The organism is Nocardia sp. NPDC003963, from assembly GCF_053605105.1.
On the sequence record NZ_JBSGIP010000037.1, the window covers coordinates 15,395 to 38,032 of the forward strand.

The following is a 22,638-nucleotide window of genomic DNA, read 5'->3' on the forward strand; positions in this document are numbered from 1 at the left end:
GGCCGCCGCGCCGAGTCCGTCACATCCTTCGGGTTCCGTCGTCCGCGCGTAACCATCATGTTTCCTCCTTGCTCGATCCCCTTCCCCGGCTCGCCACCCTGTGTTAGAACTCATGTCAGTTGTCATACAAATTGGAGGCACTGTGCAGGCTGCTCTTCTGATCACGGACGTCGATATCGTCGACGAGACCGGCGTCCGGACCGCTGATGTCGCCGTCGAAGGGGATCGGATCGTCGCTGTGGGTCCGCGGCTGCCCATCGAGTCGGCAGGAGAGCGGATCGACGGCGCCGGGCGATTGTTGCTGCCCGGGTTCGTGGATCTACATGCGCATTCCGCGCTGCGGGTATTCGACGAACCGCTGCTCACACCGAAGATCGGACAGGGGTTCACCACCGAACTGATCTGCCCGGACGGGTTGGGGCCGGCGCCGGTGACCGATGTGACGGTGGAAAGCCGACGACGGTATCTGCAGGGGCTCGAGCCGAGCGTCGGGGCATCCTGGCAGTGGCGGTCGATGGGCGAGTTCCTCGACGCGCTGGCGGCGGCGCGGCCGGCCGCGAATATGGTCGCCTGCGTTCCGCACAGTGCCGTGCGGGAAGCGGTGATGGGGAACGCCGACCGCCGGCCGGACCGGCGGGAGATGGCCGCGATGCAGGATTTGATCGAGGAATCGCTGGCGGCGGGATGCCGGGCGGTGTCGTTCGGGATGATCTACGCGCCGGGGCTCTACGCCGATACGGCCGAACTCGTCGGAATCGCGGAGGCGGCGGCGAAATTCGATGTGCCGCTGGTACCGCATGTGCGGAACGAGGCGGCGGGGGTGCTGGAGTCGATCGGGGAATTCGTGCGCGTCGCCGAGCTCACCGGAGCGCCGCTGCACATATCGCATGTGAAGTTGGTGGGGGTCCCGGAACTGCTGGCCGACCTCATCGACCTGCTCGGCCGTGCGCAGGACCGGATCCGGCTCAGCTTCGATCAGTACCCGTACGGGGCGGGGAGCACGCTGTTGAGCGCGCTGCTGCCGCCGTATGCGTTCGACGGGGGACCGGCGGCGACCCTGGAACGGATCCGCGATCCCGCCGAACGGGAGCGGATGGCACGCGATATGCAGCGCGGGCTGCCCGGGTGGGAGAACCTGTTCGGCGCGTGCGGGCCGGACAACATCGTGATCACCCAGGCAGCGGGGGCCAGGAGCGCGGATATGAGCAAGACGGTCGCGCGGATCTCGGCGGAGACCGGCGCCGATCCCGCGTTCGCGGTGCTGGATCTGCTGTCCGATACCGACCTGGATGCCGCCATGATCGACCACTACTCCGCGGAGGAGGTGGTGCGGGAGATCTTCGTGCGGTCGGGGGCGCTGGTCGGGTCCGACGGGGTCTTCAATCCGCATCCGCATCCGCGGCTGTACGGGACGGCGCCCAGGGTGCTCGGCCGATTCGCGCTGCGGGACGGGCTGATCACGCTGCCCGACGCGGTCACCCGGCTCGCCGCCGGGCCCGCCCGCCTGCTCGGGCTCGACGACCGGGGAGCAGTCGCCGAGGGGCTGCGGGCCGACCTGGTGTTGATCGATCCCGACCGGTACTTGGACAACGCGACCTACGCCGATCCGCATCGCACACCCGACGGTGTGGAACTGGTGACAGTGGGCGGGGAACCGGTCTGGCGGGCGGGTGCAGCCACGGGCCGGCGGCCCGGGACCGTGGCCGGCGGCACCGCGCGGGGCGATTTCCGATGAGCGGCTCAGGGCGAGCCCTGCCCGATCGGATCGATCGGGAAGCATTGTGCGACCTGCTGTTGCGACTGATCGGTGCGCGTAGTCCGGCGACCGCGGAGGAAGCCACGGTCCGGGTGCTGGAGGCGGAACTGCACCGGTTCGGTTTCGAGGTCACCGTCGACGACTGGGGCAATGTGATCGGCACCCTGCGGCTCGGTCCGGGGCCGGTCGTGCTGGTGGATTGCCATCTGGACACGGTGGAGGTCACCGATCCCGGCCTGTGGTCGCACGATCCGTGGGGTGAGGTGGCCGGCGCGGCAGTGTACGGCCGGGGCGCGGTCGATATGAAGGGTGCGCTGGCGGCCTGTGTGCACGGTGCGGCGGCCCTCGCGGACGGCCGCCGCGGCACGCTGGTGATATCGGGAACCGTCTGTGAAGAGCTGGTCGAAGGGCCCGCGCTCGGCCGGGTGATCGAGCAGGTGGACCCCGATATCGTGATAATCGGTGAGCCTTCGGCGAACCGCCTGATGCTGGGCCAGCGCGGACGGGCGGAGGTACGCGTCGAGGTGGCCGGGCGGTCGAGTCATTCGGCGTATCCCGAGGCCGGGGTGAACGCGGCCGAGGCGATGGCCGATGTGATGACCGCGCTGCGCGGACTCGAATTTCCGCAGCACCCCGAACTCGGGGCGGCGATGATGGTCCTGACCAATCTGAAATCCGAACCGCATCCGAATGTGTCCGTGGTGCCGGACCGCTGCGTCGCCGTCTACGACCGTCGAACGGTGCTGGGGGAATCGGCCGCCGCGGTGCTCGAGCCCGTGCGTGCGCTGGCCGAACCCGTCGCGGCCGCGGCCGGAGCGCGGGTCACTGTCGGGTTCGCGCGTAGTGACTTCACCACCTGGACCGGAGTCGAGGTGGGTGCCGAATCGTTCGCCCCGGCCTGGTGTGTCCCGGCGGACCGGTGGCCGGCGGCACCGGCGATCCACGCACTGGAAGCGGCGGGGCTGGATCCCCGGCCGGGCTTTTACCAGTTCTGCACCAACGGGTCGGCCAGCGCGGGCCGGCACGGAATTCCCACGCTCGGTTTCGGGCCCGGCGATCCCGGCCTGGCCCACACCACCGACGAGTCCATCGACCTCGACGATCTGTACCTGGGCGCATGCGGCTATGCCGTCCTGCTGCAGGCACTGCTCGTCGCGGACATCGAAAAGCCTGCGCCCGAGCAGCACTGAACATCTAAGGATCGACGATGAACGCGACCGTTATCACCATCATGGTGGTCTATCTGGCCATCATGATCGGGATCGGCCTGTACGCACGAACCCGGATCAAGGACGCCACCGACTACCACCTCGCCGGGCGACGGCTCGGGGTGATGATGATGGCCGGGACGCTGGCCGCGACCGAGATCGGGGGCGGCAGTTCGGTCGGTGTGGCGAGCAAGGCATACGGCGACTGGGGACTCTCCGCCGGCTGGTACGTCGTCGCGGCCGGAATCGGCATTCTGCTGGTCTCCTTCGTAGCGCCGGCGATGCGGCGCACTATGGCGGTAACGGTTCCGGAAGTGATCGGGCGGCGTTACGGCGCGGCCGCGCAGACGATGTCGGCAGTGCTCGGCAGTGTGGCCCTGGTGGCGCTGACGGCGGTGCAGATCACCGCGACGGCGACGATTGTGTCCACCCTCGGTGGGGTGAATCTGCGCTGGGCGATCCTGTTCACCGGTGTGGCGGTCATCTTCTATACCTGGATCGGGGGAATGTGGAGTGTCACCCTCACCGATTTCGTCCAGTTCTTCCTGATCGTGGGCGGATTCGCCATCGCGGTGCCGTTCGCCCTGCACAATGCCGGCGGCTGGGGCGCCGTGGTGGACAACCTTCCCGAAGGCCAGCTCGGGTTCACGAAGATCGGATGGCCGACCATCATCGGTCTGGTCGTGCTGTATTTCATGACCTTCTCGACCGGGCAGGAGGCGGTGCAGCGGTACTACTCGGCGCGGACGCCGCGGACCGCGGTGCTCGGATCGGTGCTGTGCGGATCGCTGATGTCGGTGTACGCGTTCATCCCGGCCGTTCTCGGATTGATCGCGCTGGCGGTGTATCCGGATATCGACCCGAACAACGCGCTGGCCACCGTCTCGGTCGGGCTGCTGCCGCCGATCATCGCCGGATTACTGCTGAGCGCGGTGGTTTCGGCGACGCTGTCCAGCGCCAGCGGCAATATGCTCGGCTCGTCGACCATTTTCATCAAGGATCTGCTGCCCCGGATGGGCCGCACGGTCACCGCCGACAACGAGGTCGGATACAGCCGGATCGGCGTGCTGGTGGTGGGTGTGCTGGCCACGCTGATCTCGCTCTGGAGCCAGGCCATCATTCCGCTGCTGGTCTTCGCGTTCACCATGCGCTCGGCGGGGCCCTTCTCCGCCTTCCTCTTCGCGCTCGTCCTGAAGAAGACGAGCCGGATGGCGGGCGTCGTCTCGATCATCGTGGGCACGATCTGCGGGTTCGTCTGGCAGCTGGCCGATGAGCCGTTCCAGGTCGCGGCGATCATCTTCGGCAGTGTCTGCGGACTCGCCTCGTTCCTGCTGATCCATGTGATCGACGCGCGGCGCGGGCGATTGGTCGGCGACGCCTACGGTCCGGACGCCGACGAGCAGCCGCTGCCCGCCGAGATCCCGGCGCGCTGACGGTGCTGCCCCGCGGCCGACCGGCCGCGGGGCAGCCCTCAGCTGTCGCGGCGGCGGCGCAGCTGGAAACGGAACGCCTCGGGCGAGAGCCAGGCCTCGCTCCGATTCACGACCGCACCCACCGAATCGCGGGTGAGCTCGCTGAGTTGCAGTAGCGGGCTGCCCTTCTCGCACGCCAACCGCTCCTGCACATCGTCCGCCGCCACCACCGGTGTGAGGGTGGCGTCGGAATACTCGGCCAGCCCCTCGGCGAGCAGCAGATCCAGCACCGAACCGTCGAAGCGGCGCCGGATCAGATCCGTGGGCAGCACCGACTCCGGAACGTAGTCGACGATCAGGGCGACCTTACGGTCGTCGAGGATCTTCGTGCGGCTCACCACGGTGATCGAGCCCGGTGCGAATACTTCGGCCAGTGGGTCGTCGTCGCGGTCGATCACGGTGAATACCAGGTCGCCGGTGCGAATTTCCTTACCGGACCGGGTGGCGAAGGTATCGAAGGAGGAGAGGCGGTCGATACCCGAACTGATCGATTCGGGCAGCGGGAGCACGATCGAACCGGAACCGCGGACGATGCGGATGTACCCCTGATCCTTGAGGCTCTGCAGCGCGGCCCGGATCGTGACTCGGGAGGCGCCGAACAGGCGCGACAATTCGCTCTCCGAAGGCAGCCGGGCGCCGGCCGAAAGCTGTCCGGACAGGATGAATTCGTTGAGGATCGCGTCTCGGATCTCCGCGTGCAATTGGCGCCGGGCCCGGATTCGGGAGATGTCGTCGCCGGTTCGCACGGATTCGCCGGGGGCGCTGGTGGCCATCGCGGAAGCCCTTTCGCTCGGCTGTTCGGAGATATGTCCGGAGACGCTCCGCGCAGCCTATCAGGGCGATTTGGCTTAAGTCACTTGACAGTTGTCATACAAGTTAATACGCTGAGGCCCTCATCAGCCGGCCGGGAGGAACGCAATGTCAGAACCGCGACTGGTACGGAATCCGTTGGTAGCCAAGGACGCCGTGCGCACATTCGGGGACGGGAGCCGGGACTTCCACAGGTCTATGCCGGACTACCGGCCCACCCCGATCTCCGCGCTGCCCGCGGCCGCCGCCCGGCTGGGTGTCGCCTCCGTACACGCGAAAGACGAATCCAGCCGGATGGGTATGCCGTCGTTCAAGATCCTCGGCGCTTCCTGGGCCACCTACCGGACATTGCTCGCGTATCTGGGCCACGGCATCGACAGCCGAATCGACCTCGCCTCCTTGCGAACCGAACTCGCCGACCGGCCGGGACTACGCCTGGTCTCGGCCACCGACGGAAACCACGGCCGCGCGGTCGCCCGGATGGCGGCACTGCTCGGTCTGTCCGCCCATATTCTCGTTCCCGAGGATATGGTCCCGGCGCGGGTCGAGGCCATCGCCGGCGAGGGTGCCGAGGTCGAAATCGTGCGTGGCGGTTACGACGACGCCATCCGGCGCAGCGCCGAACTCGCCGGCCCGCGTGCGCTGGTCGTCTCCGACACCTCGTGGGAGGGGTATACGGAACCACCCTCCTGGGTGATCGACGGATACTCCACGATGATCGGTGAGATCCTGGACGATATCGCCGCCGGAACTCTGCCCCGGCCCAGTATCGTGCTGGCCCAGATCGGGGTCGGGGCATTCGCGGCCGCGGTGGCCCGGGGATTCCGGGACCGGGCCAGGCTGGTCGGGGTGGAACCCGTCGACGCCGACTGTGTGACGGCCAGTATCGAAGCGGGTGGGATCACCACTATCGCGGGACCACAGCGGTCGATCATGGCCGGGCTCAACTGCGGCACTCCGTCGGTCATCGCCTGGCCCGACGTCTCCGCGGGCTACGACACCTTCGTCACCGTCACCGATGCCGCTGCCGAAGAAGCGATGCGTCTGATGTACGCCGACGGTGTGGTGTCCGGAGAAAGCGGTGCGGCCGGACTGGCGGGCGCGCTGAGCCATACCGCCGGATTGGATCTGGGCCCCACGGATCACGTTCTGGTGATCTCCACCGAGGGTGCCACCGATATCGCCAACTTCAATCGCGTCACCGGTGCCGCGCTCGCGGCCCGCTGATCGGAGGAACATATGACCACACCCCCGTCTGCCGTCCGGATCGACGCCGCGCGGCTGTGGCGATCACTCGATGAATTGGGGGAGATCGGCGCGTATTCCGATACCGACACCGGGCTGCGGGGTGTCCGCAGGCTCGCGCTGACCGATGCTGACCGTGCCGGGCGAGACCTGGTCACCGGCTGGATGCGGGAGGCCGGACTGCGTGTCTCGACCGATCGGATCGGCAATATCTACGCGCGCCGCGCGGGCAACGACGAGACGCTCGCGCCCGTCGTGGTCGGATCCCATATCGACACGGTGGCGACGGCGGGCCGGTTCGATGGATGTCTGGGCGTTCTGGGCGGTCTGGAGGTGGTGCGCACTCTGAACGATCACGGGATCACTACCGAGCGGCCGATCGAGGTGGCCGTCTTCACCGAGGAAGAAGGAGTGCGCTTCGGCACCGATATGCTCGGCAGCGCCGTGGCCGCGGGCCGGATCACCCTGGACGACGCCCGGGCCCGTACCGATCCCGACGGCGTCACCGTCGGATCCGAACTCGACCGGCACGGGTTTCCCGGCGCGGTCGAAGTCCCTGTCCGCGCGCCGTACGCCTACCTCGAATGCCATATCGAGCAGGGGCCGATTCTGGCGGCCGAGCAGACCCGGATCGGCGTCGTCGACGGTGTCCAGGCGATCACCTGGCTCGAACTGCAGATCACCGGTCGCGCCGCGCACGCCGGTGCCACCCCGCATCATCTGCGCCGCAACGCCGGCCTGGCGGCGGCACTGATCACCGTGCGGCTGAACGAGATGGTGGAGTCGGGTGACTACGGTCGTCTGCTGGCCACCGTCGGGCGGCAGGTGAACTACCCGAACCTGATCAATATCGTTCCCGAGAAAACGCTGATCACGGTCGACCTGCGTAACCCCGACGCTGCGGTGATGCAACGTGCGGAAGCGGAACTCACGCGGTACGTGGCGGAAGTGGCCGAGCTCGCCGGAGTCACCGTCACCGCCCGCACCACGGCTCGGACGCCGCCGGTGGCCTTCCCGGAACGGATGCGCGACCTCGTCGAGAAACACGCCTCGAACCTGGGGATGAGCTGCGCCCACCTCACCTCCGGTGCCGGTCACGACGCGGGAGAGATCGCGGCCCTGTGCCCGGCGGGCATGATCTTCGTCCCCGGGCTCTACGACGGAATCAGTCACAACCCTCGTGAGTACTCCACCCCGGAAGCCTGTGCCGACGGGATCAACGTGTTGCTCCAGGCCGTACTGGAGCTCGTGGGTGCCGCGGTGGAATGAACTTCCCTGTGTGCCGACGTGGTCCGGTGGCACGGAGGAGTTCTCGTCATGCGGGCTCGGGTTTTCCGACGAGGTAGGCGCAGGGCGTTCTCGAGCGTGTGGACAGGGTTGCGCGGGGTTTGGATCGGGCTGCCGGTAGTGGCCGGATCGCCCTTTCGCCCCGGGCCGACCCGGCTACACTGATCACTCGCGTCACCTGTGCGGCGCTGTGCGCTGTTCGCGCCGGACTGCTCGAATTCGTAGCCATCCGAACCGAGACCGGACAGGGAAACCGATGACCATCATCCGCACTCTGCGTACCGTTCTGCTCGCTGTACTCCTCGCTGTGGTCGCGACCGCGGCCGTCGCGATGCCCGCCTCGGCCGCGCACCGGCCGACCGTGGTGCTGGTGCACGGTGCGTTCGCCGATCCGACCAGCTGGAACGGGGTCGCCGCCCGGCTGCGCGGGCAGGGCTATCAGGTGCTGACGCCGGAGAACCCACTGCGCGGGCCCGCCTACGACGCCGCTGCGATCCAGCGCACCCTCGACACCGTCGAGGGGCCGATCGTGCTCGTGGGCCATTCCTACGGCGGGTTCGTGATCAGCAATGTGCACGACCCGGATGTCGAGTCCATGGTCTATGTCGCGGCCTTCGCGCCGACCCAGGGCGAGTTCGCGCAGCTGGCATTGGACCCGGTGCGGTTCCCGGGCAGTCAGCTGCTGCCTCCGGCGTTGCAGGTGAAAGTCGTCGACGATCCGCAGGGCGTGGCGGGCCGCAACCTCGACGGGTATGTGGCGCCCGAGTACTTCCACGATGTCTTCGCCCAGGACGTCGACGATGCCACCGCTGCCGATATGCTCGCCCACCAGCGGTCGATCGCGCTGAGCGCCAATCTCGAACCCTCCGGCGCGCCGTCGTGGTCGGGTAAGCCGAGCTGGTACCTGGTCTCCGCGCAGGACCGGGTCATCCCGCCCGCCTCGCAGCGTTTCATGGCGAATCGGATGGGCGCGCAGACCACCGAACTCGACGCCTCGCATGCCTCGCTGGTCTCGCGGCCCGGTGATGTCGCCGCGGTGATCGAGACCGCGGCGGGCTGACTACGCCGGGCCGGGGGACCGCCGTAGCGGATCACCCGGCTCGATGCGCGCTCGGACCAGCTGTTCCACAACCGTCGGCGCCAACCCGAGCGCGGTGGTCATGCCGATACCGGAGGTCACCGAGACGACGCGGACGCCGGGTGCGGGCGCGGCCACCAGGAAATCGGTATCCGGTGCGTCCGCGTAGACACCGCGCCACCGTTTCCGTACCGGCAATGTCTCGGTGGCGAACAGCCGGGCGCCTTCGCGCAGCACCAGGTCCGCGATGTCCTCGTCGTCGAAGGGCAGATGGGTGCGGGCGTAGTGGTGGGTATCGCCGAGTACCACCGAACCGTCCGGACGCTGGGTGAGCATGAGGTTCATGACGGCGTCGAGGGTTTCGGGCGCCCGGTCGGTGATCTCGCGCCGGACGGTCGCGGCGGACGCGGTAGCGGCCAGTCCGCCGTAGCGCAGCATGGAATAGCCGGTGAGTACCGCCGGTTCGATGCGGATATCGCCGGGTGGCGCGATCTCCAGCATCTGGAGGCGGCAGCGGCGGACCCCGTGCTCCGCGGCGATAGCGGGGAAGAGCCGGTCGATATCGTGGCCGGCGGCGTGCACGATCGCGGTCGCGGCCAGATCCCCGCGCGCGGTGTGCACGACACCTTCGGCGACGGCGCCCACATGGGTGTGCCACAGGAATTGCGCATCACGCGTGGCCAGCCAGCGGGCCAGTGCCGGGATCGCCTCCCGTGGGTCGACCCGCAGATCGAGTGGAAGGTGCGCGCCGCCGACGATCTCGCTGCCCGGGTCCGCGGCCGGAGTGAAGAGCCGGCCCACCTCGGCGCGGCTGCGCAGGCGTACCTGCTCGGTGCCGCGCTCGGCCGCGAACTCCTCGAGGACACCGAGTTCGGCGTCGGTACGGGCCACCACCAGTGTTCCGGCCCGCGCGATCTCGAACCCGGCCAGATCGGCGAGTCGTAACCACTTCTCCCGGGCGGTCAGGGCGTAGTCGAGGGCGATACCGGTCTGCGGGGTCGCGCAGATATGCCCGAAATTGCGGAGGGAGGCGCCGACGGCCCGCGCGTCCCGCTCGACGACCGCGACGCGCATGCCCCGTTCCACGGCGTCGATCGCGTGGGCCAGTCCGACGATGCCGGCGCCGACGACGGCCAGGTCGACCGGCCCGGTCGGTAGTGCGGGCGGAGCGGGGTCGGTGGTGAGAGCCATGGCCGGAATGGTCGCAGGGCGCTCGCGGTCCGATCAAGATGTTCGCTCAACTTGTATAGATAAGTTCACCGGCTGTTTCTACAGTATGAGACGGATACTTTCCCGAATTCATACCCGACGGTTGCCACTTGTACGATCAACTTGTCCGGACTCCGACCGAAAGGACATCGTGACACCACCCCTGCACGCCCGGGTGTCGGCGGCGCTCCGGGACCGTATCCGGCGGGCCGAGTTCCCGGCCGGGGCCTCGCTGCCGTCGGAGTCGGAGTTGTGCCGGGAGTTCGGGGCGTCCCGGGGCACCGTGCGTACCGCGCTGGCGACCCTGCGGCACGAAGGCCTCATCGACGGCGGCCAGGGACGTCGGCCGGTAGTGCGCGAGACGGCGGTCGGGCAACCCTTCGAAACACTGCTCTCCTTCACCGCCTGGGCCGAACGGATCGGGCGCGTCCCCGGTCAGCGCACCGTCGAGATCGCCCGCCGCGGCGCCGCGGCCGGTACAGCGGCGGCACTGCGTATCGAGGAGGGCGCCCCGGTGATCGAGGTCCTGCGGTTACGGCTGCTCGACGGTGAACCGGTGCTGGTGGAACGCGCCGCCTTCGTCGAGGATGTGGGCCGGTTGCTGTTCGATTTCGACCCGGATACCGCCTCGATCTACGCCCATCTCGCGGATCGCGGGGTGGATCTGCATTCGGCCCGGCACACCATCGACGCGGTCGGCGCCGACGAGACCGATGCGGCACTACTGGCAATCGCCGCGGGTACGCCGCTGCTGCGGGAGCGGCGGCTCACCTCCTCGGCGGCCGGGACCCCACTGGAGTACGGCGAGGACCGCTACCGGCCGGACCGGGTGACCTTCACCATCGACAACTCCCGGCCGGCGGCGCCGGGTTCCGCTGGTGTGCCGAAGGTGCGCAAACACGCGGAACCGTGAGGGGCGGGGCGCCCTGTCCGCACGGCGGAATTACGTTCCGGTACCGCGGAATTTCGGGGCGGGGCAGGATCGGGCCTCCGGATTGTGCGGACCCGGGTGGCGTCCGACACTCGATCCCCGAGCGCACCGAAATCAGGGAGACAGCATGTCCGAGAATGTCATCCAGCTTCCGACTCCCGGCGAGTCGATGTACGAAACGCTCGAGCGGATAATCCGCGCGGGTGAGGTCGTCCCCATCGAACTGCTCGGCGGAGTCGGCGCCTACTTCGCGGTCAGCCACCGTGCCTCCGCCGAGGTACTGGACGACAAGGTCTTCGCCAAACATCCCTCGAACTGCCCGGCGTTGCGGGACGGCCGGATCCCCGCCGATTGGCCGCTGCGCGCGCTGACCGACGCCGAACATATGCTGAACCAGGACGGTGCCGCGCACCGGCGGTTGCGCCAGACGATCAACAAGGCGTTCACGCCGGCCCGGATCGCGGCGCTGGAACCGCGGATCCAGCAGATCGCCGACGAACTCATCGGCAATTTCCCCGATACCGACGAGATCGATCTGGTCTCGAACTACACCGTCCCGTTGCCGGTTCGGGTGATCTGCGATCTGTTCGGGGTGCCGCTGGATGTGCAGTCGCAGCTCAAGGACTGGACTCTGACGATCGTCTCGGCGCACAGCACCGGCGAACAGACCCAGGCGGCGATGGCGGCCATGAGCGGGTACTTCGTCGAACTGCTCGCGCAGAAGCGGGCCGAACCCGGCGAGGATCTGACCTCGGCGCTGTTGCAGGCGAATGCGGCGAACGAGCTCACCGAGGAGGAACTGATCGGGGTGCTGTGGCTGGTCATCGTGGCGGGGCACGAGACTACGGTGCATCTGCTGGGCAACGCGGTGATCGCCCTGCGCGACCACCCCGGGCAGCTGGCGCGGGCGCAGGCCGAGGATCGCTGGGCCGATGTGGTCGAAGAAGCGCTGCGCTACCGCTCCTCGGTGGTCGGGGCGATCATGCGCTACCCACTCCGCGATGTGACGGTCGCCGGTGTCGATATCCCGGCGGGTACGCCGACACTCTGGTGGGGCGGTGCCGACCGGGACCCGCTGCTCGTCCCGAACGCCGAGGTATTCGATATCGACCACGAGCACCGGGACCAGCTCGCGTTCGGTCGCGGACCGCATTTCTGCCTCGGCGCGCCGCTGGCCCGGCTGGAGAGCCGGATCGCGTTGCAGGCGCTGTTCACCCGCTACCCGAAGCTGACCCTGGCCGTGCCGTCCCCCGAGGTCGAGTACACACTGCAGATCAGCACGGTCGGCCCGGAGAAACTGCCGGTGCGGTTGAATCCCGGTTCCTAACCACCGGGCGCGTCCCGCGATTCACATCGTCGGGGAACCCGGCTCGGCGCGTCTGCTGCGCCGGAACTCCCGGGGCGTCACGCCGAATCGTTCCTTGAACGCGGCCGAGAACCAGGTGGGTGTGAAACCACAGCGGGTCGCCAATTCCGCGATGGTCATGGTGGCGCGCGGATCCGCGAGGAGTTCGCGCGCCACCCGCAGGGCCTCTTCGCGGCGCAGGTCCCGGAAGGTCGTTCCGCTCTCGTGCAGTACCGCCCGCAGTTGCCGGGGCGACCAGCCGAGCGCCCGGGCGACCGCGGGCAGGCGTACATCGGATCTGCCGATATGCGCGCGCAGATGGCGCCGGATGCTCTCGGCCACCTGGGCGTGGTGGGACACCTGCGGTGTCGTCTCGCCCACCGCCAGCATGCACAGCAATTCGGTGACCTGATCGCAGACCGCGTTGAATTCGCGTTCGGACAGCCGGGATTGTTCGGCGTGGGTGCCGCGGAGCATATCCGCGGCGATCCGGCCCAGGCCCCGGCTCATATCGAGGACCAGGTTCATATGGCTGCGCGGACGTAGCCGGTGCTCGATCTCGGTGCGCGGCACCTGGAACCCGTAGGCCGCCGAATCGGGAATATGCAACCGGCACGGCACTTCCAGTCCGGCCACGACCGCGTACCCGGTGGGGACCGAGGTCACCCGGTCCGCGAAACGCATCGCGAAATCACCGCGGTCGGGTACGACGATCCAGAAGAAATCGTCACCGGGGATCCGGCGGATATGCCGAGGGGTGCGATGACACAGGCGATTTCCGTGCTGGTCCCAGCGCAGCAGGGTGTAGGTACTCGACTCCTGGGTGGTCAGTCCGGCGTGCCAGCCCGCATGGTCACCGAATTCGTGTGCCATGGGCACGAATCCGTCGGCCAGGGCCGAGAACGATTCGGGTCCGCACGCGGCCACGTCGTACCAGCGCATTGCGACCATCCCCTCGATCAGGATCGGTCGGCCCCTGCTGCCGGCCGATGCGATCAGCGTCACCACGATACTGGGCCCGGCGGGGACGGGTACGTGGCGTCCGCGAATTCCCCTCGCGCAGAGATATGTTCACGACAGGGCGGCCGCCACCCGGCGGTAGCGGGCGGCATCGAGGGGCCGGTCGTCCTCGAGGGACCAGGCGATCTCCTCCACCGCGCGCAGGTATGCCCAGGCGCGGGCCCGGTCACGGTCGACCTCGAGGCCGTCGGCCGCGACGGCCACCATCCGGTGGGCGAGCCGTGGTTCCGGGTCCGCGTACGACTCGACCATCTTCAGGATCAGGAAACCGGCGTCGAAGGCCGCTTCGCCCAGGCAGGCCTTCGGATCGATCAGCAACCAGGGTTCGCGTTCGGCCGCGACGATATTTCCCAGATGCGTATCCCGGTTGACTATCAGTTCCGGCCCGTCCGGCTCCGCCAGTGCGGCGCACCGGTCCCGGGCAAGGCCGGCCAGCTCGTCGGTCAGGTAACCGGTGAGCGCGGGTCCGGTCAGCCGCTTCGACCAGTCCGCCACGATATCGGCGACCAGTGGCAGTGCGGGATATCCCGGGGGCAGCTCAGTGGGTGGACGGCGTAGCCGCCGGTAGAGGGCACAGGCGAGCTGTACCGCGTCGGCGTGCTCCGGCCGGCCCTCCAGGGGGATGGTCGGCTGATCGACCAGCGGGGTGCCGGGCCGGGCCCATTCCAGCAGCAATGCGCGGGTGCCCGGATCGAATTCGTACAGATACGCGGCGCCGTCGCCGCGATAGCAGTACATACCCGCGGCCTCACCGGCGTCTTCCTCGTCGATCACCGGGACCTTCAGCACCGCGACACCGGCGTCGGCCCGGCGCACCGGGGCCACGAAGGAATGGGTCCCACCCGAGAAGGAGGTGCCGATCACCTCCAGTTCCCAGTCACGGCACAACCGGTTCACCGTCGCGGGTAGTTCCGCCAGCCAGCGTTCGCCGCGTTCGGTGAAGATCGTCCGGATGGTGTCCACCACATCGGGTGGGAGGGAGATGGTCACGGAGCCAGCTTGCCGAGACGCCGCGGGCCGGCACAACCCGGTATCGCCGGGTTCGATCCGGCCCGGATCCGGCCACCGGCCCGTACGCTGCGGGAGTGGGCACCGGGTACGGCACCGGTGCGGTGACGAGAGTGTGGATACGGCAATGACGTCGGAGACCGGTTTCCATCCGGACCTGCGCCGCGCGCGCTTCCTGCCCCGTACGGTGGTGTCCCCGCATACCCTCCGGATGATCCGCGCGCTCAGCGGGCGGGCCGGGCGGGCGCGGCCGGTGGGTGGGTCGATCGAGCGGGTAGACGCGGATGTGACCGTCCGGGTGTTCCGTCCCGCCGCGGTATCGCGTCCGGTGCCGGGGCTGCTGTTCGTACACGGCGGCGGATACGTGATCGGCAACGCCGCCATGGGCGATCGTTTCTGCGCGACGGTGGCCGCCCGGCTCGGCGTGGTCGCGGCATCGGTGGAGTACCGGCTGGCACCCGAGCATCCCTATCCGGTGCCGCTCGAGGACTGTTACGCGGGTCTGCGCTGGCTCGCGGAGCAGCCGGAGGTCGACCGGGAACGTATCGCGATCGCGGGGGAGAGCGCGGGTGGTGGACTCGTCGCGGCCCTGGCACTGCTCGCGCGCGACCGCGGCGAGATACAGCCGGTGCTGCAATTGTTGTCCTACCCCATGCTGGACGACCGCACCGCGGCACGTACCGATATCGACCCCCGGTGGTTGCGGATGTGGAGCAACCGCGCGAACAGGTTCGGCTGGAATTCCTATCTGGGCGATCTCGGCGCCGGCCCGGTCCCGCCGCTCGCGGCCCCGGGCCGGCACGCGGATCCGGCCGGGTTGCCACCCGCGTGGATCGGGGTCGGCACCCACGACCTGTTCTACGACGAGGACCTCGCCTACGCCGACGGGCTGCGCCGCGCGGGCGTGCCCTGCAGCGTGTACGAGGTCCGCGGCGCCTATCACGGATTCGATCTGGTCGAGTACGCCGCGCCGGTCTCCCGGGTCTACCGGAATGCCCGGCTGACCGCGCTGGCGGCGGCGCTGGGTGTCGCCGTCCGGTAGCGCCCGGCGCGATCGTGGTCGCACCGGCGCGCCCCCGAAGGTGGCAGACTGCGGATATGAGCACACCGGATTGGGCGGACGTGGACCGGTACGTGGTGGACCGGCTGGCACGGGACACCGAGGCGAGTGCGACCCTGCGGGCCAATGCGGACGCGGGCCTGCCCGCCATCGATGTTTCCGAGGCGCAGGGTAAATTCCTGTACCTGCTCGCCAGGTCCACCGGTGCGAAAAGGGCCCTGGAAGTAGGCACTCTCGGCGGTTTCAGCACGCTGTGGCTCGCCCGTGGTGTCGGCGCCGGGGGCCGGGTGACGACTCTCGAGTTCGAGCCCCGGCACGCCGAGGTGGCCCGGGCGAATCTGGATCGCGCCGAGGTCGGTGACCGGGTGGATATCCGGGTGGGCGCGGCGCTGGACAGTCTGCCGGTACTGGCCGGCGAAGAACCGGACCCCTACGACCTGGTGTTCATCGACGCGGACAAGGTGAACAACTCCAACTATGTGCAGTGGGCACTGCGGCTGGCCCGGGCCGGTGCGGTGATCGTGGTCGACAATGTGGTGCGCGGCGGTGGCCTCGCCGACGCGGGCAACGAGGATCCCGCGGTGCGGGCGAGCCGGGAACTCGTCCAGTTGCTGGCCGACGAACCACGTCTGGACGCCACCGTGCTCCAGACGGTCGGCGCGAAGGGCTGGGACGGGTTCGCTTTCGCTGTCGTGAACTGAACCGGCGGGCGGGCGCGGGTTCCGCCGCGGCGCCGGCGGGTCATTCGGTGCCGAGTGCGGCGGTGATCCTCCCGTCGTCGATCGCCCGGCGCAGTTCCGCGTGGTCCAGGGCGTTCCGGTCGGCGTAGTCCTCGGCGAACTGCGCGATCGCCTCGTCGAATTCGTCGTCGGAGCCGAGGTATCCGGCGATGGCGAAACGGTCGCCGCCGCGGGCGTGTGCCTGGCCGAGCACCCGCGCGCACAGCCTTCCGTAGAGCGCCATGAGATCCGGCGACATGGTCTCGATCACGGCCGAACCCTTGCCGTCGCGGAGCTGGCGGATATAGAAATCGCGGGTCACGCCGTCGGAGTCGGGGTCCGGATGCTGCTGCCAGCCCAGGAAGATATCGCTGGCCGCCTGCATGAGCCGCTGCCCGGTCACCACGCGTTCGCCCTGATTGCCGTACTCGGGACCGTCCAGATAGCGCGACAGTACCGAGGGCTGTGCCTCCTTGGCCTGGAGGAAGAGCGGTTCGTTGCCCGGTCCGCGCAGCAGGATGATCCAGGTGCGGGTGCCCACACTGCCCACACCGACCACTTTGCGGGCGGCGTGCACATAGTCGAAGCGGTCGAGCAGGAACCGGCGGTCGGGTTGCAGAGTGCCGCGATAGTCGGCCAGCCGGCGCATCAGGTTCCGGTGCACCATATCCGCGTCCACATCGGCGTAGAGCTCCTCGACCGGAACGATCAGCGGCGGCATGCTGACGATGCGCGGGGTGCCGTTGCCGGCCGTGGTCAGCTTGGACAGCGCCTGGAAACTGTCACGCGCCCATGCCTTGTCGATCGTCTTCTGGACGCGTTTGCGGATCGAGGAGTCCAGGACATCGCGCAGTTCTTCCATATCCGTGGCGGCATCGATATGGGAGTACCAGACCGCCAGCTCACCGCGCCCGGCCTGATAGCTCATGGTCTCGCGGTACTCGGCCACACAGGCGCGGGTGATCCGCCGCCGCAGCTTCTTCTTGAAACCGTTGTCGCGCCCGGCGATCGCGAGACTGGCGACGAGTCGCTTCACATCCCATTCGAAGGGTCCCGGATAGGTTTCGTCGAAATCGTTGACATCGAAGGCGAGTTTGCGCTCCGGAGTCGCGTAGAGCCCGAAATTGCTCAGATGGGCGTCCCCGCACAGCTGGGTGTGCAGTCCGGTGTTCGGCGACCGTGCCAGATCATCGGCCATCACCAGCGCGGCACCCCGGAAGAAGGAGAACTGCGAGACCGCCATCCGCCCGTAGCGCACCGGTACCAGCTCGGGGACCCGGGTCGGGACCTGCGATTCGAGCAGGGCGAGAGGGTCGCGGTCGGGAGCCGGATCGAAGGCGGCGATCGCGCTGAAGGGGGTCAGGCTCCGCTGCCGGGCACCGTGGTCCATGAGAACGGAACGGGTCGCGGAATCGGCGCCCGGCCGGGGCGGTGCGGTATGCGGTGTGCCCATGCGCGAACGGTAGGGCCGGTCCCGGACTCCTGTCGTCACCCGATCCGGGTGAGGCGGGGCGGCCGCTTCGGATCACGATGCGCTCAACTCGTGGCGCACCGGCCGGCCACTGCCGCGGACTCCGATCTGGTCGTCGTCCTGGGCGGGGGACGACTGCTGGAGACCGGTACGCACGCGGAGCTGCTCGCGCGCGACGGCGGGGCCTACCGGGCGCTGTGGGCGGCCTGTGTGGGGCAGACGGCGGCGGATTCCGTACCGGTGCGGTGATCCGCGTCGATCGGTATCCGGCGCCGTCGATTACGCGGAGGGCTCGGTGGCGATACTGCCGTCGACGACCTCGGCGAGCATCCGTCCCCATTCCGGATAGGTGCGCACTTTCCGCAGATGCAGATCTTCGATCTTCGCGGTCAGTTCGGGATCCGGGTCGTCGGAGAGGCGGACAGCCGACAGTCGCGCGAAATGCGGAAGGATATGCGGATCACCGGCCAGGTGCACCGGGTCGTGCAGATAGCGTTCGAGCGCGGCGAGATCGGCGACGGCGGCGGTGTAGGCATGGGTGAACCCGTCGCGCGGGTCGCCGATATCGCGACCGACGACACCGAACTCGACCGATTCCACGCTCGCGGTCCGGCGCATCCGCTCCAGTACGTCGGCCTGTACGTCCGGTGCGACATCGGTTTTGAAGCTGAACCGCAAGATGTTGACTATCACTCGGAGACCTCCAGATTGAACCAGTGGGTTCAGATTATCTAGCCGACTGGTATTGTCAAGGGTACGAAATATTGAACCGGCAGGTTCAAAGTGGTGGGATGGGCATTAGCATGGAACGATGCGTGCGCGAGTGGAGGGCGGCCCGGTCACCGGGCGTATCGACAAGCGGCGGGCGATCCTGGACGCGGCGTTCACCGTATTCGCCCGCCTCGGCTACGAGCAGGCCTGCGTCCGGGAGATAGCCGCCGAGGCCGGCGTGGCCAAACCCACCGTCTACAACCATATGACCGATAAGGAGAGCCTGCTGCGGGAGGCGCTACTGGCCGCGGCCGACCGCGTGGGCGCCGAATGTCTCACCGCGGTGGAGGGCTTGCGCAAGCCCGGTCCCGATCTCGCCGCGGCGCTGGAGGAGACGGCGCGGCGGCTGCTGCGTATCTGCGCCGGCGACACCTCACACGCATTGCGCCGTCTCGCCGCCGCGCAGGCCAACCGGCTGCCCGATCTGGTCGGCCTGGTCCGGGAGCGCACGGCCACCCGCACGCTGGAGGCGCTCACCGATCGGCTGGGCATGCTCGCATTGTCCGGGCGGCTGCGCACCACCGATCCGGCTACCGCGGCCGAACAATTCCTCGCGCTGCTCACCGGGCCGTTGGAGAACCGGTCCGCCTACGGCACCCGGAAGGTCCCGGCCGCCGAACTCCGCGCCGTCGCCGCCGCCGCCGTGCGTACGTTCCTCGCCGCCTACGGAACGGGCGGCGACTGATCGTGCCCCGCGGCACCTGCCGGTGTGGCCGGGCCGGAATCGCGTAACGGCGGATCGGCGCCGTCGGGTACGCGGAGTTCGTCACCGTGCTCGCGCACCCAGGCGGCCAGCGCGCGCAGCGGTCCGTCCACCAGCCCGGCGCCGAGCGTGGTCAGGCGGTATTCCACCGCGGGTGGTGCGGCCGGGTCCGGACGCCGGGCCACCAGGCCGCGGCCGAGGAGCCGCCGCAGTGTCTCGGTGAGCGATTTATCGCTGATCCCGCCGATCTCCGTGCGCAGTTCGACGCGGCGCCGGGGCCGGTCGGCCAGCGCGGCGAGTACCACCGGGTCCCAGGTGTGGGCGAAAAGGTCCAGTGCCCCGCGCAGCCGGCAATCGGCGATCGGTTCGCTGCCGCGGTAGTCGTATCGGGTCATCGTCCACCAGCGTCTCCGGCCGGTACGCACCGATCGGTGCGTATCACGCTTTCTACGGTAGCCATCGCAATCAAATACGCGAATGTGGAGGAGCCGGCCGTGCGGATCGCAATTCTGGGAACGGGTCATCTGGCCGAAGCGCTCGGCGCCTGCTGGGTGCGAGCGGGCCATGAGGTGACCGTGGCGGGACGGACACCGGAAAAGGCAGCGGCACTGGCCCGCCGGCTCGGTGGTCCGGCACGTTCGGGCACCGCGCGGGAGGCAGTCCGTGACGTGGACGCGGTCCTGCTCGCGGTGCCCTGGGACGCGGTCGGCCCGGTCGTCGAAGCGGCCGGTGGTGGCACCGGGAGTCTGTCGGGTACACCGATCATCGACCCGACGAATCCGGTCGAGCACGGGGTGGGTGTGGTGCTGAATCCACCGGGACTCTCCAATGCCGACCGGATCGCCGGAGCCGCGCCGGGCGGCCGGGTGGTCAAGGGATTCCATCTGGTGCCCTCGACGCAGTGGGGCGGGCCGGATACGACCACCGTCCTGCTGTGCGGTGACGAACCGGCCGCGTTGCGGGTGGTCGAAACCCTGGTACGCGACGCGGGTGCCGACCCGGTCGTCGTGGGGCCGCTGGCGCGGGCGCGGCAGCTGGAGGAGGTGGCCGGTCTGTACATCGCGCTGGCGTTCGCCGGTGTCGACCCCCGGACCGTGGCGCCGACCCGGCCGCCGGTCCGGTCGTGAGCGGCGCCGATCGGGGCCCGGGTCACCGGGCGGTGCGAGCGGCCGCGGAGCCCGGGGCGCTGTTCGTGAGATCTTCCCGGAATGCGCCGAGTATCCGGGCGATCCGCTCGGGATGTGTGAGGTGCGGGTAGTGCCCGGCGCCGTCGATCTCGGTGACCGGTGCGGTAACCGGCGTGGTGAGCGGATCACCCGATCCGGTGACGAGATGGACCGGCACGGCGAGTTCGTCGAGGAGCCGTCGTGCCGCGGCGTGTGCGCGCGGTGTGCGCGCGGCGCGCAGAGCCGCCACCGTGCGCCGCGCGACTCCGGGGCGGCGCAGATTCGCACGCGCGCTGTCGAGCGCCGGTCCGGCCGGGATACCCAGCGCGGTGGCCAGTCGTCCGGTGGGCAGCCGGCGCAGGAGCGCGGCGGCCGGGGGTGTACTCGGGAACCACGAACCGCGGGGTTGTAGGAAGGCCGGGGCCACCAGGACGACACCCGCGACGCGGTCGGGATGGGCTGTCGCGTACCGGAGCACCGGGACGCAGCCCAGGGAATGGCCGACCAGGATCGGGCGGCCGATGACGGGCGCCATGAGGTCGGCGAACCACTGGTCCGGGTCGCCGGTCGCGGGCGCGGAGCGGCCCAGACCGGGCAGGTCGGCGGCGAGGGCCGGCGCGTCGAGTCGATCACGGACTTCCCGCCAGGCCTCGCTGTCGGTGGGCAGGCCGTGCAGCAGTACGAATTCGGGGGACCGCCGTTCGCCGGAGACCCAGAGACCGCGATCGAAACCCGCTGCCGGATCGGCCTCGACCGCACCGAATCGACTGCTCACCAGGTGATCCGCCCAGGTGCGCAGCACTGTATCGGCCGCGGGTGCGGTGAGCCCGGCACGGGCGGCCACCGCGTCGGCCGGGGAGGTGTCGTAGCGGTCCCCGGCGACGAAGGCCAGCCGCTCCCGGTCCACCCCGGTCAGGCTGCGCGGCAGCCGTGCCACCAGGGACAGCGGGATGGTGAACCGTGGGGCGCGGACGTGCAGATGGCGGGCCAGCAGGCCGATCATCTCCGGCAGCGGCGGGCTCGCCGGGTCGAGCACGGTATAGGAAGTGCCGGCGGTATCCGGATCCTCCGGCAGCAGGGTGAGGAAGTCGACGAAGTAGTCGAGATCCAGGATCGGGAGCAGGGTTTCGGCGTCACCGGGTAGGGCGGGCAGCGCGCCGTTCCAGAGATCGCGGACCAGTTCGGCGAGACCGATGTACTGGCCCGGTCCGAGCACGCTGCTCGGGTTGGCGATGGTCAGCGGGACCGCGATGGCTGCCGCCTGCTCCTGTAGTACGGCGTCGGCTTCGAATTTCGAGGCGCCGTAGGCGCCGACCGCGTAATCGTGTTCGGCGGATCCGGGCACGGTCACCCGGTATCCGGTGATGTGGACCAGCCGGCGCAACCGGGGACGGTTCGCGGACCAGCGCAGGATGTGCACGGCCCCGTCGATGTTCACCGCCCGGGCGACCGCCGGGTCGAGTCCGAAAGCGAATCGAGCGGCGCAGTTGTAGATATCGCGCACTTCGTCCAGCTGCGCTTCGCCCACCGCGCCGAGCCCGGGATCGGTGATATCGCACTCGAGTACCGTCAGCCGGTTCCGGTCGTGCCCGTGGTCGTCCAGCCAGGAGTGGAGCCGGGCCGCGGAGCCGGGGCGGACGGCGGCGGCGACGGTGCGGCCCTGTTCCAGGAGCCGGGCGACGAGCGCGCGTCCGATGAAACCGGCCGCGCCGAATACGACTGTGTCGGGAGTGCTCATAATCCATTCCTAACTGGACTGGTCTACATATTCTGAGGTCAGTTAAGTGCCCCGCCCGGTGCGGACGGGGTCAGAGCAGGGTGCGGGCGACGCGCGCCGCGCGATCGAGCGGATCGCGGCTGCGGTGGGTCCGGGCGAGCAGGAGTGCCCCCTCGACGAGAGCGAGCAGTGCGACCGCGAGATCCTCGGCGGTGTCGTGATGCCCGGCGGCGCGCAGCACGATACGCAGCGCCTCGGTCCAGCGGGCGTACACCTGCGCGCAGGCCTGCTGGACCGTATCGTTGCTGCCCGAGACCTCGAGCGCCACGGTCGCGACGGGGCAGCCGTTTTCCCAGCCGGAGGCCTCGAGCCGATCGGCGAGCAGGGTGATCAGCCCGTCGACCGCGCCGGCCGGATCGGTGAAATCCGCTGCATCGAGCGCCGCGTCGATCAGTCCGCAGGCCTGGTGTACGGCCGCGGCGACGAGTTCGTCCTTACCGCCGGGGAAGTGGAAATAGAGCGAACCGCGCGGGGTTTCGCTGTCGGTGAGGATCTGGTTGAGCCCGGTGCCGAAGTAGCCTCGACGTTCGATCGAGGATCGTGTCGCCTCGATCATTCGCTGCCGGGTTTCGGCTCCTTTGGCGCCCATGGGTCAAAAAGTA

At 69.1% G+C, this 22,638-nt stretch carries 22 protein-coding genes; 13 read left to right on the forward strand and 9 right to left on the reverse strand.

The window, feature by feature from the left end:
• The first annotated feature begins 142 nt into the window (after positions 1-142).
• From ACWEWT_RS31140 to ACWEWT_RS31150, 3 genes are read left to right on the forward strand one after another with little or no spacing between them, the layout of a single operon-like run.
• Positions 143-1,735 carry an N-acyl-D-amino-acid deacylase family protein gene (locus ACWEWT_RS31140; protein ID WP_452564350.1) on the forward strand — a complete coding sequence of 531 codons (1,593 nt, stop codon included), beginning with the start codon at positions 143-145 and terminating at the stop codon, positions 1,733-1,735.
• Entirely contained in the window at positions 1,732-2,946 is a 1,215-nt protein-coding gene (locus tag ACWEWT_RS31145) for a YgeY family selenium metabolism-linked hydrolase (protein WP_452564351.1), read from the forward strand. Before ACWEWT_RS31140 ends, ACWEWT_RS31145 begins: the two co-directional genes overlap by 4 nt.
• Before the next feature lie 17 nt (positions 2,947-2,963).
• Positions 2,964-4,397 (forward strand): sodium:solute symporter family transporter, encoded by a 1,434-nt coding sequence (locus tag ACWEWT_RS31150; protein ID WP_452564352.1) that lies wholly within the window; start codon positions 2,964-2,966, stop codon positions 4,395-4,397.
• Positions 4,398-4,435: 38 nt separating this feature from the next.
• Here ACWEWT_RS31150 and ACWEWT_RS31155 read toward each other — a convergent pair whose 3' ends face one another.
• Positions 4,436-5,209 carry a GntR family transcriptional regulator gene (locus tag ACWEWT_RS31155; protein WP_452564353.1) on the reverse strand — a complete coding sequence of 258 codons (774 nt, stop codon included), beginning with the start codon at positions 5,207-5,209 and terminating at the stop codon, positions 4,436-4,438.
• 145 nt (positions 5,210-5,354) lie between these two features.
• Here ACWEWT_RS31155 and ACWEWT_RS31160 point away from each other — a divergent pair, with 145 nt between their 5' ends.
• The 3 genes from ACWEWT_RS31160 (at position 5,355) to ACWEWT_RS31170 (ending at position 8,838) form a co-directional block, all read left to right on the forward strand.
• Positions 5,355-6,473, forward strand: coding sequence for a diaminopropionate ammonia-lyase (locus ACWEWT_RS31160; protein WP_452564354.1), 1,119 nt, complete (start codon positions 5,355-5,357; stop codon positions 6,471-6,473).
• A gap of 12 nt (positions 6,474-6,485) precedes the next feature.
• Positions 6,486-7,760 (forward strand): Zn-dependent hydrolase, encoded by a 1,275-nt coding sequence (locus tag ACWEWT_RS31165; protein WP_452564355.1) that lies wholly within the window; start codon positions 6,486-6,488, stop codon positions 7,758-7,760.
• A 274-nt stretch (positions 7,761-8,034) separates the two neighbouring features.
• The gene (locus tag ACWEWT_RS31170) at positions 8,035-8,838 is read left to right on the forward strand and encodes an alpha/beta fold hydrolase (RefSeq protein WP_452564356.1); all 804 of its coding nucleotides are present in this window, start codon (positions 8,035-8,037) and stop codon (positions 8,836-8,838) included.
• Here the strand turns inward: ACWEWT_RS31170 and ACWEWT_RS31175 are convergent, their stop codons facing one another.
• Entirely contained in the window at positions 8,839-10,047 is a 1,209-nt protein-coding gene (locus tag ACWEWT_RS31175; RefSeq protein ID WP_452564357.1) for a TIGR03364 family FAD-dependent oxidoreductase, read from the reverse strand. It abuts the gene before it with no gap.
• A 169-nt stretch (positions 10,048-10,216) separates the two neighbouring features.
• Between ACWEWT_RS31175 and ACWEWT_RS31180 the strand changes: the two genes are divergently transcribed.
• A complete protein-coding gene (locus ACWEWT_RS31180; protein ID WP_452564358.1) occupies positions 10,217-10,978 on the forward strand; it encodes a GntR family transcriptional regulator in 762 nt (253 codons plus the stop codon).
• A 145-nt stretch (positions 10,979-11,123) separates the two neighbouring features.
• Entirely contained in the window at positions 11,124-12,323 is a 1,200-nt protein-coding gene (locus ACWEWT_RS31185) for a cytochrome P450 family protein (protein WP_452564359.1), read from the forward strand.
• A 21-nt stretch (positions 12,324-12,344) separates the two neighbouring features.
• Here ACWEWT_RS31185 and ACWEWT_RS31190 read toward each other — a convergent pair whose 3' ends face one another.
• Complete coding sequence (locus ACWEWT_RS31190; RefSeq protein ID WP_452564360.1) at positions 12,345-13,346, reverse strand: AraC family transcriptional regulator; 1,002 nt, start codon at positions 13,344-13,346, stop codon at positions 12,345-12,347.
• Positions 13,347-13,412: 66 nt separating this feature from the next.
• Entirely contained in the window at positions 13,413-14,351 is a 939-nt protein-coding gene (locus ACWEWT_RS31195) for an aminoglycoside phosphotransferase family protein (RefSeq protein ID WP_452564361.1), read from the reverse strand.
• A gap of 145 nt (positions 14,352-14,496) precedes the next feature.
• Between ACWEWT_RS31195 and ACWEWT_RS31200 the strand changes: the two genes are divergently transcribed.
• Positions 14,497-15,411 carry an alpha/beta hydrolase gene (locus ACWEWT_RS31200; protein WP_452564362.1) on the forward strand — a complete coding sequence of 305 codons (915 nt, stop codon included), beginning with the start codon at positions 14,497-14,499 and terminating at the stop codon, positions 15,409-15,411.
• A gap of 56 nt (positions 15,412-15,467) precedes the next feature.
• Positions 15,468-16,130, forward strand: coding sequence for an O-methyltransferase (locus ACWEWT_RS31205; RefSeq protein ID WP_452564364.1), 663 nt, complete (start codon positions 15,468-15,470; stop codon positions 16,128-16,130).
• A 40-nt stretch (positions 16,131-16,170) separates the two neighbouring features.
• Here ACWEWT_RS31205 and ACWEWT_RS31210 read toward each other — a convergent pair whose 3' ends face one another.
• Complete coding sequence (locus ACWEWT_RS31210) at positions 16,171-17,601, reverse strand: DUF2252 domain-containing protein (protein ID WP_452564366.1); 1,431 nt, start codon at positions 17,599-17,601, stop codon at positions 16,171-16,173.
• A gap of 90 nt (positions 17,602-17,691) precedes the next feature.
• Between ACWEWT_RS31210 and ACWEWT_RS31215 the strand changes: the two genes are divergently transcribed.
• Positions 17,692-17,868 (forward strand): hypothetical protein, encoded by a 177-nt coding sequence (locus ACWEWT_RS31215; RefSeq protein WP_452564367.1) that lies wholly within the window; start codon positions 17,692-17,694, stop codon positions 17,866-17,868.
• Positions 17,869-17,898: 30 nt separating this feature from the next.
• Here ACWEWT_RS31215 and ACWEWT_RS31220 read toward each other — a convergent pair whose 3' ends face one another.
• Positions 17,899-18,312 (reverse strand): Dabb family protein, encoded by a 414-nt coding sequence (locus tag ACWEWT_RS31220; protein ID WP_452564369.1) that lies wholly within the window; start codon positions 18,310-18,312, stop codon positions 17,899-17,901.
• A gap of 118 nt (positions 18,313-18,430) precedes the next feature.
• Here ACWEWT_RS31220 and ACWEWT_RS31225 point away from each other — a divergent pair, with 118 nt between their 5' ends.
• Entirely contained in the window at positions 18,431-19,075 is a 645-nt protein-coding gene (locus ACWEWT_RS31225; protein ID WP_452564370.1) for a TetR/AcrR family transcriptional regulator, read from the forward strand.
• Here ACWEWT_RS31225 and ACWEWT_RS31230 read toward each other — a convergent pair.
• Complete coding sequence (locus ACWEWT_RS31230) at positions 19,054-19,488, reverse strand: winged helix-turn-helix transcriptional regulator (protein WP_452564372.1); 435 nt, start codon at positions 19,486-19,488, stop codon at positions 19,054-19,056. The genes ACWEWT_RS31225 and ACWEWT_RS31230 overlap by 22 nt on opposite strands.
• Before the next feature lie 99 nt (positions 19,489-19,587).
• On the opposite strand from ACWEWT_RS31230, the gene ACWEWT_RS31235 reads away from it, so the two are divergent.
• A complete protein-coding gene (locus ACWEWT_RS31235) occupies positions 19,588-20,220 on the forward strand; it encodes an NADPH-dependent F420 reductase (RefSeq protein ID WP_452564374.1) in 633 nt (210 codons plus the stop codon).
• Positions 20,221-20,242: 22 nt separating this feature from the next.
• On the opposite strand, the gene ACWEWT_RS31240 is transcribed toward ACWEWT_RS31235, so the two are convergent.
• Together ACWEWT_RS31240 and ACWEWT_RS31245 are read right to left on the reverse strand one after the other, a co-directional pair.
• Positions 20,243-21,997: an alpha/beta fold hydrolase gene (locus ACWEWT_RS31240; RefSeq protein ID WP_452564375.1), complete on the reverse strand. Its 1,755-nt coding sequence runs from the start codon at positions 21,995-21,997 to the stop codon at positions 20,243-20,245.
• A 70-nt stretch (positions 21,998-22,067) separates the two neighbouring features.
• Positions 22,068-22,625 carry a TetR/AcrR family transcriptional regulator gene (locus ACWEWT_RS31245; protein WP_452564377.1) on the reverse strand — a complete coding sequence of 186 codons (558 nt, stop codon included), beginning with the start codon at positions 22,623-22,625 and terminating at the stop codon, positions 22,068-22,070.
• Between the last annotated feature and the right edge of the window lie 13 nt (positions 22,626-22,638).